The sequence below is a fragment of the Paraburkholderia sp. RL18-085-BIA-A genome, from assembly GCF_046027075.1.
Taxonomy (GTDB): Bacteria; Pseudomonadota; Gammaproteobacteria; order Burkholderiales; family Burkholderiaceae; genus Paraburkholderia.
Window position 1 is genome coordinate 23,373 of the sequence record NZ_JARESU010000059.1, and the last position, 11,577, is coordinate 34,949.

Sequence of the window (11,577 nt, forward strand, 5' to 3'; positions counted from 1 at the left end):
ATCAAGCTAATCGCCTAAGCCGTACGAACCGCCCTCTCAATTCACATCAACCAGAACCCGCCCCTGCAATTTCCCCGCGAGCATATCCGCCGCGGCGCCGCTCACTTCCGCCAACGGAACGGTTTTCGACGTAATTCCATCGAGCACCGACAGCGGCAGATCACGCACAATGCGCTGCCACGCGCTGATCCGGTCTTTCGACGGCAGCATGACCGAGTCCACCCCGATCAACTTGACGCCGCGCAGGATGAAAGGCATCACGGTCGTCGGCAGATCAGCACCGGCGGCAAGGCCGCACGCGGCGACGACGCCACCGTAATTCATCTCGGCCAGCACGCGCGCCAGCACCTTCGAGCCAACCGTATCGATCGCCGCAGCCCAGCGCTGGCCTTCCAGCGCGCGCGGCGGTTCGCTCCACTCGGGGCCGTCGATCACTTCCTTCGCGCCGAGGCGCTTCACGTAGTCGTGTTTGGCGGGATTGCCCGTCAACGCGCTGACCTCGTAACCGAGCTTGGTCAGGATCGCCACGGCCACGCTGCCCACGCCGCCCGCCGCGCCCGTCACCAGAACCGGGCCGCTTTGCGGCCGGATGCCCGCGGCTTCGAGCGCATTCACGCAGAGCATGCCGGTGAAGCCGGCGGTGCCGATCATCATCGCCTGCCGCGTGCTGAGTCCGACGGGCAGCGGCACGAGCCAATCGCCGCGCACGCGCTGATACTGGCTGTAGCCGCCCCAGTACTTTTCTCCGACGCTCCAGCCGGTGAGCACCACCTTCTGGCCGACTTCGAGATTCGGATTGGTGGTTTCGACCACCGTCCCCGCGAAGTCGACGCCGGGCACGAGCGGCCACGTCTTGACGATCTTGCCCGCGCCAGTGACGGCGAGCGCGTCCTTGAAGTTGATCGTCGAAAAGTCGATCTTGACGAGCGTGTCTTCATTGGGCAGCGCGTCGAACGACAGCGTTTCGATCGTGGCCTTGGTCTTCCTGTCTTCTTCGCGAAGAATCATTGCGTTGAAAGTCTGTTCCGACATGTGAGTGATCTCCCGGTAGTTCAAAAGGAAAGAGGTTGCGGCGCCCGGCTTTAGCGGGAAAACCGCCGGTCGCGCCATTGAATGGCTTCGCGCATGCCCTGTTCGCGCGCCACCGCCATGAACGCCTTCTTGTCGGGCGAGCCGGCGGTCTCGATCGCGTGATCGAGATCGAGCGCGTGTTGCAACGCGGCCTTCATGCCGCGCGCCTCGAAGCTGTGATTGATCGCGGTCTTGGTCACGCGCACGAGGTTGGGGTCGATCACCGCCATCGCGTGCGCGATACGCAGCGCTTCGGCAACGTGCTCGCCTTCCGGCACGATGCGGTTGACCAGACCCAGCTCGCGCGCGGACTGCGCGTCGATGCGGTCGAGCCCGGTCAGGATGATTTCCTTTGCCTGTTTGGGGTTGGTCATCCACGGCAGCAGCATCGTGACGATGCCCGCGCCGAACTTCAGTTCGGGCTCGCCGAAGGTCGCGCCCGGCGTGGCGACCGTGATATCGCAGGCCAGCGCGATCTCGAACGCGCCCGCGAGACACGCGCCGTGCACCGCCGCGATGGTCGGCTTGGGCGAATCCCAGAAGCGCATGGTGGTGTCGAAATCGCGCGCGAGGATTTCGCGCCACACGGCCTCGCCCTCGGGCCGCGCCTCCATCTGTTCCTTCAGATCGAATCCGGACGAGAACGCCTTGCCCGCGCCGCTGATCACGATCGCCTTGACGCTCTGGTCGGCCTCGGCGAGATCGAGCGCGGCGTTGATCTCCATGTGCGATAGCTTGCCAAGCGCATTCAACCGCTCGGGACGATTCAGCGTGAGGTGAGCAACGTTCTGTTCAACGGCGTACAGCAACGTGGAAAATGTGGACATGGATCGGTCTTCCTATTGAACGTGACGGTTGAGCGGGACGAACGGGCGGAGGGTGCCGGTCGCCACCATGCTGCGCAATTCGCGGCTGCCCGCTCAAGGCCGTGCCCGCTATCGACCCCGGTTGTAGACGACCGGTCAGTTAGTCTTTATAGACACTAGTTGACTGGTCGTCTACAAAAAATTATAGTGGCTCGGGTAAGTCCCGATCGCGTGAAAAGAAGGGACGATCGACACGACAATGGCTCGCCGCGCAGGCCGCGCGCAGTAGCGAGCTGGAGGAGGCGGGATGGAGGACAGGCTGGATGCCGCAGACGCGGCGAGTACCGTAAGCGCGACAGAGGCGGCGCTGATTACGGCACGCGCGAATCGCGCCGTGCTGGTGATCGCCGTCGCGCAACTGCTCGGCACGTCGCTATGGTTCAGTGCGAACGGTGCGATGCGCGACTTGCAGACAGCGTGGCAATTGAACGCGTCCGGTATTGGCTGGCTGACGAATGCGGTGCAGGCGGGCTTCATCGTCGGCACGCTGATTTCGGCAACCACCGGACTCGCGGATCGTGTCTCGGCCAGCAAGGTGTTCGCCGTGTGCGGCGTTCTCGGCGCCGCTTTGAACGCGCTGTTCGCGCTGTGCAGCACCGGGCTTGCATCCGCAATCGTGTTCCGGTTCGGTGTGGGCGTTGCGCTCGCGGGCATCTATCCGCTAGGGATGAAGCTGCTGGTGTCGTGGGACCCTCGCCGGGCCGCGCAGACGCTCGCGTTGCTGGTCGCGATGCTGACGCTCGGCACGGCGTCGGTCCATGCGATCCGCGGTCTGTTCTCCACCGTTGCCTGGCAAACCGTGGTGTTGGCTTCGTCGATGCTCGCGGTGATCGGCGCGCTGCTGGTGCTTGCGCTCGGCGAAGGGCCGCATGCGCGGCGCGCGGGCAAGCGTCGCGCGGGTTTGTCGGCGGGAGTCGGGCAGGTCTTGCGGATCAGCGAGTTTCGCGCGGCGGCGCTCGGCTACTTCGGGCACATGTGGGAGCTGTACGCGTTCTGGACGCTGACGCCGCTTCTGGTGCAGCGTGCGTTTGCGGGCGGCGCGCATGCGTCGGCCAGTGTAGTCGCGCTGTGGTCGTTTCTGATCATCGCGATCGGCGCGATTGGCTGCCTGCTGGGTGGCAAGCTGAGCAAATCGGCCGGCAGCGCGCGCACCGCCGCGCTTGCGTTGACGATCTCGGGCACGCTGTGCGCGGTCTATCCGCTCGCGTCGACGCTGGGCACCGCCGGGCAGCTTGCGCTGTTGCTGGTATGGGGCATCAGCGTGATCGCCGATTCGCCGCAATTCTCCGCGCTGTCGGTCAAGGCATGTCCCGCCGACAAAATCGGCGGAGCGTTGACGTTGCAGAACAGCTTCGGCTTTTTCCTGTCGGCGTGTTCGATCCTGTGGTCGACGAGCGCCTATCATTCGCTCGATGCGCGGGTCGCCTGGCTGCTGTTGCCTGGACCGATCATCGGTTTGATCGCGATGAGGCCGCTGCTTCGCAAGCGGCCGCTGTGGTGATCGGCGTCGCGATGCGCGGCCGGGCGGGACAGTGCATAGGCAGCGCAGGTACGCAACGGCAGACTCGATTGAAGTGTTAGCAGTCTCAGCAGTCAATGAGGAGAGGACAAGAAAAATGGCGACCACGACAACCAAACGCGACAGCGGGCGACGCGCCGAACTGGTACGCATCGGCGTAGCCATTCTTACCGAGAAGGGTTTCTACAATTTCTCGCTGGACGAACTGGTCGCGCTCGCGGGTGTGCCCAAAGGCTCGTTCCATTACTACTTCAACAGCAAGGACGCATACGCGCTGGAAGTGATCGAGAGCTACGCCGCGTACTTCGCGCGCAAACTCGATCGCCATCTCAGCGATACCACGCTCGACCCGATCAGCCGTATCGAAGCGTTCGCCGAAGACGCGGCGAGCGGCATGGAGCGCTTCGACTTCAAGCGCGGCTGTCTGGTGGGCAATCTCAGTCAGGAACTCGCCGCGCTCGACGAAACGTTTCGCGCGGCGCTGCTGAGCGTGATCCAGGATTGGCGCCGGCGCATCCAGGTCTGTCTCGACGAAGCGAAGGAGGCAGGCCAGGTTCGCGCGGACGCGGATACGGCGGCGCTCGCCCGATACTTCTGGAACGCGTGGGAAGGGGCGGTGCTGTGCTCGAAGCTGGAGAAGTCACGCGCGCCGCTGGATGATGCGAGTGTGGCGTTCATCGAGCATTTGAAATGCTCGGCGAAGCGCGCGGATCAGAAATAGATCTTTTTCAACCGTAGTGGTGAGGTGTCGGGCGCTCTGCAAGATACGGCCTCATTGCACCACCACGGCGTTGGCGGGCGCGTGGTTCGCCGCAAAGTCCAACACCACAACGCCGCCGCACCGCAAAGCCGCTTTTTACTTGCCGCCGTGCTTCGCCTGCCAGCGATGCATGAACGCGATCTCATCGTGCTGGGCCTTGATGATGTTCCGTGCCAGGCGCTTCAGCTCTGGGTCCTTCCCATACTTCAATTCCACCTGCGCCATTTCGATCGCCCCCTGGTGATGCGGAATCATGTGCGCGACGAAGTCCTTGTCGGCGTCGCCCGTGTATTCGGGTGCGCTCATGTCATGCATCATTTTCTCGTCGGCGGCTTTGAACGCGTCCGTCGATTCGCCCGCTGCGCCGTGCTCCGAACCTGACATATGCATGCCTTGCATCGCAGGCGCTTGCTGCGCGTGAACCGGCATCGCCGCTACAGCAAACGTCAAGCCGCTGAACATACAAAGAGCACGAAATGCGCGAAGGTTTTTCATAGTGGATGTCCGTTGGTAAAAAATTGTCCCGAGTGGATGGTCTCGGGTGAGCTTGCTGCCGGGAAGCGGAAGTTTAACCAGGCCTCGCGTCTTCCCGGCCGCATTCCGATCAATTTCCTGCTGAAGGATGAAAACCTGCTGCCTCGATCACCTCGATGAGCCGCTGCTCGGGCAGCATCGACGCGATCTTGACGGTTTTGACGGCGATATCAACGTCGAGCGTCGCGGCAGGGTCGAGACGGTTGACCGCGCGAGTGATCGCATTGGCACATCCTTGACACGTCATGTCCGGGATTGCGAATTCCATTTGCTGCCTCCAATGAGTAACCAGACACAAGCGTGGACCTTCCCACGACGGTAAGGTCAAGCGCGTTCGCTAATGGATTGACGCGAGGAGCCGGTCCGACGCAGGCCTATAATAAAAAACCTCATCGCGGGCTCATGAGGTTGTGAACCGAAGAGCCCGCCGCCTGCCAACCGTATCGCAACCGCAAAGAGGCTGACAGCATGTATATCGCCATGAACCGCTTCAAAGTGACACCTGGGTCCGAGGCCGCGTTCGAAAATGTGTGGACGTCTCGCGACACCCATCTGAAAGAGGTTCCGGGCTTCGTGGAATTTCATTTGCTGAAGGGACCGCAGAAGGAAGATCACGTTCTGTATTCGAGCCATACGATTTGGCGCGACCGTGCCGCATTCGAAGCGTGGACGAAATCGGAAGCCTTTCGCGCCGCGCATCGGAGTGCAGGAAACGAAAATCGTGTGCTCTATCTCGGACATCCGGAATTCGAAGGCTTCGAGGTCATTCAGACCGTGAAGTAGTCACCGTAGTAAGGCCGCGTCCCGCACCCCGTTTGCAATGAACGGGCAAAGTTGCGGGGCGCGCGGTTCGCGTCTGCCGTCACATCCATCGCGTTTTCCCCGCTCCGGCACGACGAATGTAGCGGCTGCCTTGAGACTCACCACGCAGTTTCCACGCCGACCAGTCGAGCGCGAACGACGGCGGCAACTTCTGTGCGCAATCGCGACGTTCACGATGAGCTATCAGTGGAGGCGATTCAGAGAAGCAATTCACCGGGCGAGTTGCATGAGCCGCGCACTGCATGCGCGACGACGCGTTAATCGTGCATGCGGTATTCTTTGATGAGTCATCCGGCAGGCTCGATCTTCATTGCGCAGCAAGCATCGCCGAGCATGTCCGATGCCGATGCATGCCTGCAGAGCGCCTGCGCAACTCACAAAGGAATAGAACCATGAAAGCCGTCAAAATCGGTTCGCCCGCCACTGTGGCGAGCCTCCAGGTGGTCGATCTCGCGGACCCTGGTCAACCCGCGGCGGGCCAGATTCGCGTGCGTATTCACGCGAGTTCGCTGAACTATCACGACTACGGCGTGGCCAGCGGCAACTTGCCTGCTGAAGCGGGCCGGATTCCGATGGCGGACGGCGCTGGCATTGTCGAAGCGGTCGGCGCCGGCGTGAGCGAATTCAAGGCCGGCGATCACGTGGTGTCGTGCTTCTTCCCGTTCTGGGAAAACGGGCCGCCCGCAATCGGCGACTTCCGCACGACGCCCGGCGACGGCGTGGACGGTTACGCGCGCGAAGTCGTCGTGTTGCCGAGCCACTACTTCACGCATGCACCGCGCGGCTACAGTCACGCCGAAGCAGCGACGCTGACGACGGCCGGGTTGACCGCGTGGCGCGCGCTCGTCGTGGACGGGCAGTTGAAAGCGGGCAGCACGGTGCTCGTGCTCGGCACAGGCGGCGTGTCGATCTTCGGCTTGCAGATCGCCAAAGCGATGGGTGCTTCGGTGATCGCCACGTCATCGTCCGATGCGAAACTCGCGAAGCTTCGCGAACTGGGCGCGGACCATACGATCAACTATCGCGACAATCCCGAATGGGGCAAGCAGGTTCGTCAGTTGACGGATGGGCGAGGCGTCGATCATGTGATCGAAGTAGGTGGTCCTGGCACGTTGCCGCAGTCGATTACCGCTTGCCGGATCGGCGGCCATATCGCGCTGATCGGCGTGTTGACCGGGCGCGCGGGACCGGTGCCGACCGCCGCGCTGATGGCAAGACAGCAACGCTTGCAAGGGCTGATCGTGGGCAGCCGCCAGGATCAGATCGACATGATCCGCGCGTTGGAAGTGACGGGCATCAAGCCGGTGATCGACAGCACGTTTGCGCTGGAGAAACTCGGCGATGCGTTCCGGCACGAGGAGTCGGGCGCGCACTTCGGGAAGATTTGCGTGACGATGTGACGAGCGCGTCCGCAAGCGGGAGCGGAGCCGAAGATCACGGCGTGACTCCCGCTGCTTCTACGGTCGCGGGACAGCGTTTTGCTTGCAGCAACCCTCAACCGCGCCGCGCGAGGCCCGTGAAATCAACGCTCGTCGCTTCGCACGCTTGCGTCAATGCCGCGTCGTAGCTGGTAAAGAACACCGTGCGCGTGCTCGCCAACGATTTGAACAAATCGGCCAGCACGGCGCGTGCGGCGGCGTCGAGCCCGCCGGCCGGTTCGTCCGCGATGACAACGCGAGTCTCGCCAAGCGCTGCGGCCGTCAGGAAAAACTTCTTCCGCGTACCGAACGACATCTGTTCGAAATGTTTGTCGAGATGTGGCGTGAGGCCGAAACGGTCCGCCAGATCGAGCGTATCGCTTTCGACCGTGGTCTTTCTCTCCCCTGCCACATCCTTCAGATACTCACGACCGGTCCGATCCGGATGGATCATGCAGTCCTCGGGGACATACGCGAGCACGGATTTCGCGGCGAGCGGCGCGCTGCGCAACGAATGGCCGCCGAGCCACACATCGCCCGAGTCGGCTTGGATCGTGCCGGCCAGGATGCTGAGCAACGTCGATTTTCCGCTGCCCGATTCATCGTTTAACGCGATACATCCCGATGCGGCGTCGTAGTGCAGTCCTTCGAAGATGATGCGGTCGGCGTAGTGCTTGCTGAGGTTGTCGAATCGAAGCATGAGTTGGAGCGTATGGTTTCAGCAGGTTGGCGTTGCGCCAGTTTAGCAGCGCAACGCCGTTGCCTTCACCGGTCTACGTCGAGCAGGAAGGCCACCATCCGGTCGCACACACGGCCGAACATTTGCGTGCCCGTCACGGTCGGGCAGCCACGTGCGCGCGCCGCTTCGATCAGCGGCGTGAGCGGCGGTTTAGTCACGACATCGCCGACGAACGTCGTGGCAGGCAAGCGCGATAAGTCGATCGGCAACGGATCGTCCGCGCGCATGCCGAGCGGCGACGCATTCACGACCACGTCGTATGCATGAGCTTCCACCGCGGCGTCGACGCTGCGTGCTTCGCCATGCCCGAGCGCATTCAATCGCCCGACCAGCGAAGCCGTGCGTTCCGCATCGTTGTCGCGCACGTCGAGCAAGCCGACGCCGCTTTGCATCAGCGCATGGCCGATCGCGGAACCCGCGCCGCCGGCGCCGATCAGCAACGCGCGTTTGCCGCGCAACTCGCAACCCGCATCGACGAGCGCCGCAACGAAGCCGGTGCCGTCGAACATGCCGCCGTGCCACAGCCCGTCCGCCGTACGGCGCAGCGTGTTGACCGCGCCGAGGAAGCCCGCTTCCTTGGACAACGTGGAGCAATACTCGGCGGCGCTGAACTTGTGCGGCACCGTGATGATCACGCCGTCGACGTTGCGCATCGGCGTGACGCCCGCGAAGAACGCGGGCAGGTCGGCGGAGGCGACGTGAGCGGGGACCACCAGCGCGTCGCGGCCGGCCGCGCGCAACGCGGCGGTCACGCCGGACGGCGAGCGCACCTGCGCAATCGGATCGCCGACGATGAAATACACCCGCGTCGCGCCGATAAGGCCCTCGTCGAGTGAAGCGGAAAACGGCAGTGCGTGAGCCTGCGTCATGTTCGAATCTCCAGAGAGTGAAGACCTGTTGCATCGTGCACGATGCCGGGCTGTCCTGCTTGATCGGATTGAAGTGCGAGTTAGCGATAGAACGCCACGGTTTGCCGCAAGCCCTGATCGAGCGGCGTGTGCGGCAGACCGGGCAGCAGGTCCGCAAGCGCTGGGTCGACGGGAAACGACGTGGCGATCGGCAACGGTTCACCGGCTGCATCGATGCGCGCGCCCGGCACGATCTCGCCGATCCGTTCGATGACCTGGTCCACCGAAACGATGTCGCCCGCCAACGTGAACACATTTGCGCCGCGCGGCGCTTCAAATAGCGCGGCTTCGTAAGCGGCGGCCACGTCGTCCGCGAACACGAGGCCGGTCGAGCCAGTGAACGGAATCGTGTACTGCTCGCGTCGCGCCGCGGCGCGGCACGCGAGACTCGGTCCGGCGCTCGAACCGGTTTCGCGTCCGGCGCCATACACGACGAGCGGCCGGAAGCCCACGCTGGCGATGCCGTGATCGTGCCAGTAGGCGCGCGCCGCGCCTTCGCACGCGAGCTTGAACGCGCCGTACAAGGTCTGCGGAAACGGCACGCTGCCGTCGTCGGGACCGAACACGCCTGCGCTGCTCGCATACAACACGCTTTTCAAGCCGGCGGCGCGCGCGGCTTCGAATACGTTGAGCGTGCCGATCAGATTGATTTGCGCGCCGCGCACCGGATCGAGCGCGCATGCCGGCGTCAGCACGCCGGCCAGATGAATCACCGCGTCGCAACCGTCCAGCGCGTGCGACACGTCGTCCGCGAGCGCGATGTCGCCGCTCGCCCATTGCACTGACGCGGCTCGCTCCGGTGCGAGCGCTTCCAGCAGCGGCGAGCCGGCGCGCAGATCGAACGCCTTAACGCTCACGCCTTTGTCGAGCAGGCGGCGCATGACCCACGCCGCCAGAAAACCGCTTCCTCCCGTCACCAGTACGCGCATTGCTGTGTCTCCGTGAAATGTTTCAACGCTTTGCATTTTTGCATTTGTGGAATAGTATTCCAATTCAATAGCAAATTCTAGATGAACGACGGGCCATAAAAAATCCGCCTGGTCGTCGCCGGTAAAGAACACAAAGGGCGCAAAGGAGCAGTAAATGGTGGAGACACTCAGCGGTTTGCAGCAGGACGAAACGTTCGACGTCGTCGTGATCGGAGCAGGCGGGGCGGGCATGTCGGCGGCGCTGTTCGCCGCGATTGACGGCGCGCGCGTGCTGCTGGTCGAGAGCACCGAATATGTGGGCGGCACCACCGCTTTTTCGGCCGGCACCACGTGGATACCGGCTTCGATGCACGGCCCGTCGGTCAATCCGGACGACAGCAGCGCGAACGCCGAGGCCTTTCTGCGCCGAGCGGTCGGCGAGCGCAGCAACGAGGCGTTGCGTCGCGCGTTCCTGCAGGCGGGTCCGCAGGCCGTCGCGCACCTCGAGGCGAATTCGGACGTGAAGTATCGCGCGCGCCCGTTTCATCCCGACTATCTGTCCGAACTCGAGGGGTCGACGTTGCGCGGCCGCGCGCTCGAACCGCTCGCGTTCGACGGCCGCAAGCTCGGCAAACAGTTCGCGCTGATCCGTCCGCCGATTCCCGAATTCACGGTGCTCGGCGGGATGATGGTCGATCGCGACGATGTCGCTCATCTGCTCAACATGACGAAGTCGTTGAAGTCGCTGCGCCATGCGGTGAAGCTGCTCGCGCGTCATGTGCGCGACCGCATGAGCTGGCCGCGCGGCACGCGTCTCGTGATGGGCAATGCGCTGATTGGCCGCTTGCTGCATTCGTTGCTGGCCCGGGACGTCACGGTGCTGGTGAACACGAAACTGGAGTCGTTGCATACCGGCGCGGGCGGCAGCGTCGAAAGCATGACGCTGAGTCAGAACGGCCAGCGTCGCCGGATCACGGTGACAGGTGGCGTGATTCTCGCGAGCGGCGGTTTCAACCGGCATCCGCAGCGGCGTCGCACGATGCTGCCGGGCGCCGACCCCAGCTGGTGTCCTGGCGCGCCGGGCCACACGGGCAGCGCGCACGATCTGGCGCTCGCCATCGGCGCGCGTTATGGCGAAGGCGCGTTGAGCAACGCGTTCTGGGCGCCGGTTTCGGTGCGCAAACGCAGCGACGGCACGACTGCGGTGTTCCCGCACTTTCTGATGGATCGCGGCAAGCCCGGCATGCTCGTGGTCAATCAGCAAGGCAAGCGTTTCCTGAACGAAAACACCTCGTATCACCTGTTCGGCATTGCGATGCAGGAAGCGCATTGCAAGACGCCGTCGGTGCCCGCGTATCTCGTCACCGATGCGGAAGGCCTGCGCAAATACGGGCTCGGCATGGTGCGGCCGGGCGGAAGGGCCTTGCGCCATTTCTCGCGGACGGCTATCTGACCCGCGCCGAAACGCTCGACCAACTCGCGGCGAAGCTCGGCATCGATGCAGCCGGACTTGCCGACAGCGTCGCGCGCATCGACGGATACGCGCGAACCGGGGTGGACCTGGATTTTCAGCGCGGCACCACCGACTACCAGCGCGCCAATGGCGACCCGAACTGGCCAGGACCGAACCCTTGCCTCGGACCGATCGGGCGCGCACCGTTCTACGCGGTGCGGCTCTATCCGGGTGACATCGGCGCGGCGACCGGGCTCGTCAGCGATCAGAAGGGCCGCGTGCTGGGCCGCGACGATCAGCCGGTCGGCGGGCTGTACGCGTGTGGCAACGATATGCAATCGGTGATGGGAGGCGTGTATCCCGGACCCGGCATCACGCTTGGACCTGGGCTCGCGTTTGCGTATCTGGCAGGGCGCGATGCGGCGGCGCGTGCGAAAGGGGCGCGGTCAGATGTGGCCTCATCCGATTCGGTCAGCGGAGCACCAGGGCGGCACGAGGAAAAAATCCTCTGACGAACCAGGGCCCAGCCTGGTTTAAATAGTATTGTGAAATGGAATAGTATTCAACAAATGAGTCCGA

At 63.6% G+C, this 11,577-nt stretch carries 11 protein-coding genes and 1 pseudogene; 5 read left to right on the top strand and 7 right to left on the bottom strand.

What is annotated here, in order from left to right; genetic code table 11:
- Positions 1–36 precede the first annotated feature (36 nt).
- A complete protein-coding gene (locus tag P0D89_RS30540) occupies positions 37–1,032 on the bottom strand; it encodes an MDR family oxidoreductase (protein ID WP_408361852.1) in 996 nt (331 codons plus the stop codon).
- Between the two features lie 50 nt (positions 1,033–1,082).
- Entirely contained in the window at positions 1,083–1,898 is an 816-nt protein-coding gene (locus P0D89_RS30545; protein WP_408361851.1) for an enoyl-CoA hydratase/isomerase family protein, read from the bottom strand.
- A gap of 286 nt (positions 1,899–2,184) precedes the next feature.
- Here P0D89_RS30545 and P0D89_RS30550 point away from each other — a divergent pair, with 286 nt between their 5' ends.
- Positions 2,185–3,438 (top strand): MFS transporter, encoded by a 1,254-nt coding sequence (locus P0D89_RS30550; protein ID WP_408361850.1) that lies wholly within the window; start codon positions 2,185–2,187, stop codon positions 3,436–3,438.
- Positions 3,439–3,553: 115 nt separating this feature from the next.
- Positions 3,554–4,177 carry a TetR/AcrR family transcriptional regulator gene (locus P0D89_RS30555; RefSeq protein ID WP_408361849.1) on the top strand — a complete coding sequence of 208 codons (624 nt, stop codon included), beginning with the start codon at positions 3,554–3,556 and terminating at the stop codon, positions 4,175–4,177.
- 135 nt (positions 4,178–4,312) lie between these two features.
- Here the strand turns inward: P0D89_RS30555 and copM are convergent, their stop codons facing one another.
- On the bottom strand, positions 4,313–4,711 hold the full coding sequence (gene copM / locus P0D89_RS30560) for a CopM family metallochaperone (protein WP_408361848.1): 399 nt from the start codon (positions 4,709–4,711) through the stop codon (positions 4,313–4,315).
- Positions 4,712–4,820: 109 nt separating this feature from the next.
- On the bottom strand, positions 4,821–5,018 hold the full coding sequence (locus P0D89_RS30565) for a heavy-metal-associated domain-containing protein (RefSeq protein ID WP_408361847.1): 198 nt from the start codon (positions 5,016–5,018) through the stop codon (positions 4,821–4,823).
- A gap of 200 nt (positions 5,019–5,218) precedes the next feature.
- Between P0D89_RS30565 and hmuQ the strand changes: the two genes are divergently transcribed.
- Entirely contained in the window at positions 5,219–5,533 is a 315-nt protein-coding gene (hmuQ, locus tag P0D89_RS30570) for a heme-degrading protein HmuQ (RefSeq protein ID WP_149672618.1), read from the top strand.
- Positions 5,534–5,964: 431 nt separating this feature from the next.
- Positions 5,965–6,972 carry a zinc-dependent alcohol dehydrogenase family protein gene (locus tag P0D89_RS30575; RefSeq protein ID WP_408377626.1) on the top strand — a complete coding sequence of 336 codons (1,008 nt, stop codon included), beginning with the start codon at positions 5,965–5,967 and terminating at the stop codon, positions 6,970–6,972.
- A gap of 94 nt (positions 6,973–7,066) precedes the next feature.
- Here the strand turns inward: P0D89_RS30575 and P0D89_RS30580 are convergent, their stop codons facing one another.
- The 3 genes from P0D89_RS30580 to P0D89_RS30590 all read right to left on the bottom strand — a co-directional run bounded on the left by P0D89_RS30580 (position 7,067) and on the right by P0D89_RS30590 (position 9,566).
- Positions 7,067–7,690: an ABC transporter ATP-binding protein gene (locus tag P0D89_RS30580; protein WP_408361845.1), complete on the bottom strand. Its 624-nt coding sequence runs from the start codon at positions 7,688–7,690 to the stop codon at positions 7,067–7,069.
- A gap of 65 nt (positions 7,691–7,755) precedes the next feature.
- Positions 7,756–8,598, bottom strand: coding sequence for a shikimate dehydrogenase family protein (locus tag P0D89_RS30585; RefSeq protein ID WP_408377627.1), 843 nt, complete (start codon positions 8,596–8,598; stop codon positions 7,756–7,758).
- A gap of 80 nt (positions 8,599–8,678) precedes the next feature.
- Positions 8,679–9,566 carry an NAD-dependent epimerase/dehydratase family protein gene (locus tag P0D89_RS30590; RefSeq protein WP_408377628.1) on the bottom strand — a complete coding sequence of 296 codons (888 nt, stop codon included), beginning with the start codon at positions 9,564–9,566 and terminating at the stop codon, positions 8,679–8,681.
- 154 nt (positions 9,567–9,720) lie between these two features.
- Between P0D89_RS30590 and P0D89_RS30595 the strand changes: the two are divergent.
- Positions 9,721–11,510: pseudogene (locus P0D89_RS30595) on the top strand (FAD-dependent oxidoreductase).
- Positions 11,511–11,577 lie beyond the last annotated feature (67 nt).

Bases quoted from the DNA above. Each gene is read 5' to 3' on its own strand.
- P0D89_RS30555 (WP_408361849.1), top strand. From the start codon at position 3,554: ATGGCGACCACGACAACCAAACGCGACAGCGGGCGACGCGCCGAACTG.
- P0D89_RS30565 (WP_408361847.1), bottom strand. From the start codon at position 5,018: ATGGAATTCGCAATCCCGGACATGACGTGTCAAGGATGTGCCAATGCG.
- copM (WP_408361848.1), bottom strand. From the start codon at position 4,711: ATGAAAAACCTTCGCGCATTTCGTGCTCTTTGTATGTTCAGCGGCTTG.
- P0D89_RS30585 (WP_408377627.1), bottom strand. From the start codon at position 8,598: ATGACGCAGGCTCACGCACTGCCGTTTTCCGCTTCACTCGACGAGGGC.
- P0D89_RS30545 (WP_408361851.1), bottom strand. From the start codon at position 1,898: ATGTCCACATTTTCCACGTTGCTGTACGCCGTTGAACAGAACGTTGCT.
- P0D89_RS30550 (WP_408361850.1), top strand. From the start codon at position 2,185: ATGGAGGACAGGCTGGATGCCGCAGACGCGGCGAGTACCGTAAGCGCG.
- P0D89_RS30540 (WP_408361852.1), bottom strand. From the start codon at position 1,032: ATGTCGGAACAGACTTTCAACGCAATGATTCTTCGCGAAGAAGACAGG.
- P0D89_RS30590 (WP_408377628.1), bottom strand. From the start codon at position 9,566: ATGCGCGTACTGGTGACGGGAGGAAGCGGTTTTCTGGCGGCGTGGGTC.
- P0D89_RS30580 (WP_408361845.1), bottom strand. From the start codon at position 7,690: ATGCTTCGATTCGACAACCTCAGCAAGCACTACGCCGACCGCATCATC.
- hmuQ (WP_149672618.1), top strand. From the start codon at position 5,219: ATGTATATCGCCATGAACCGCTTCAAAGTGACACCTGGGTCCGAGGCC.
- P0D89_RS30575 (WP_408377626.1), top strand. From the start codon at position 5,965: ATGAAAGCCGTCAAAATCGGTTCGCCCGCCACTGTGGCGAGCCTCCAG.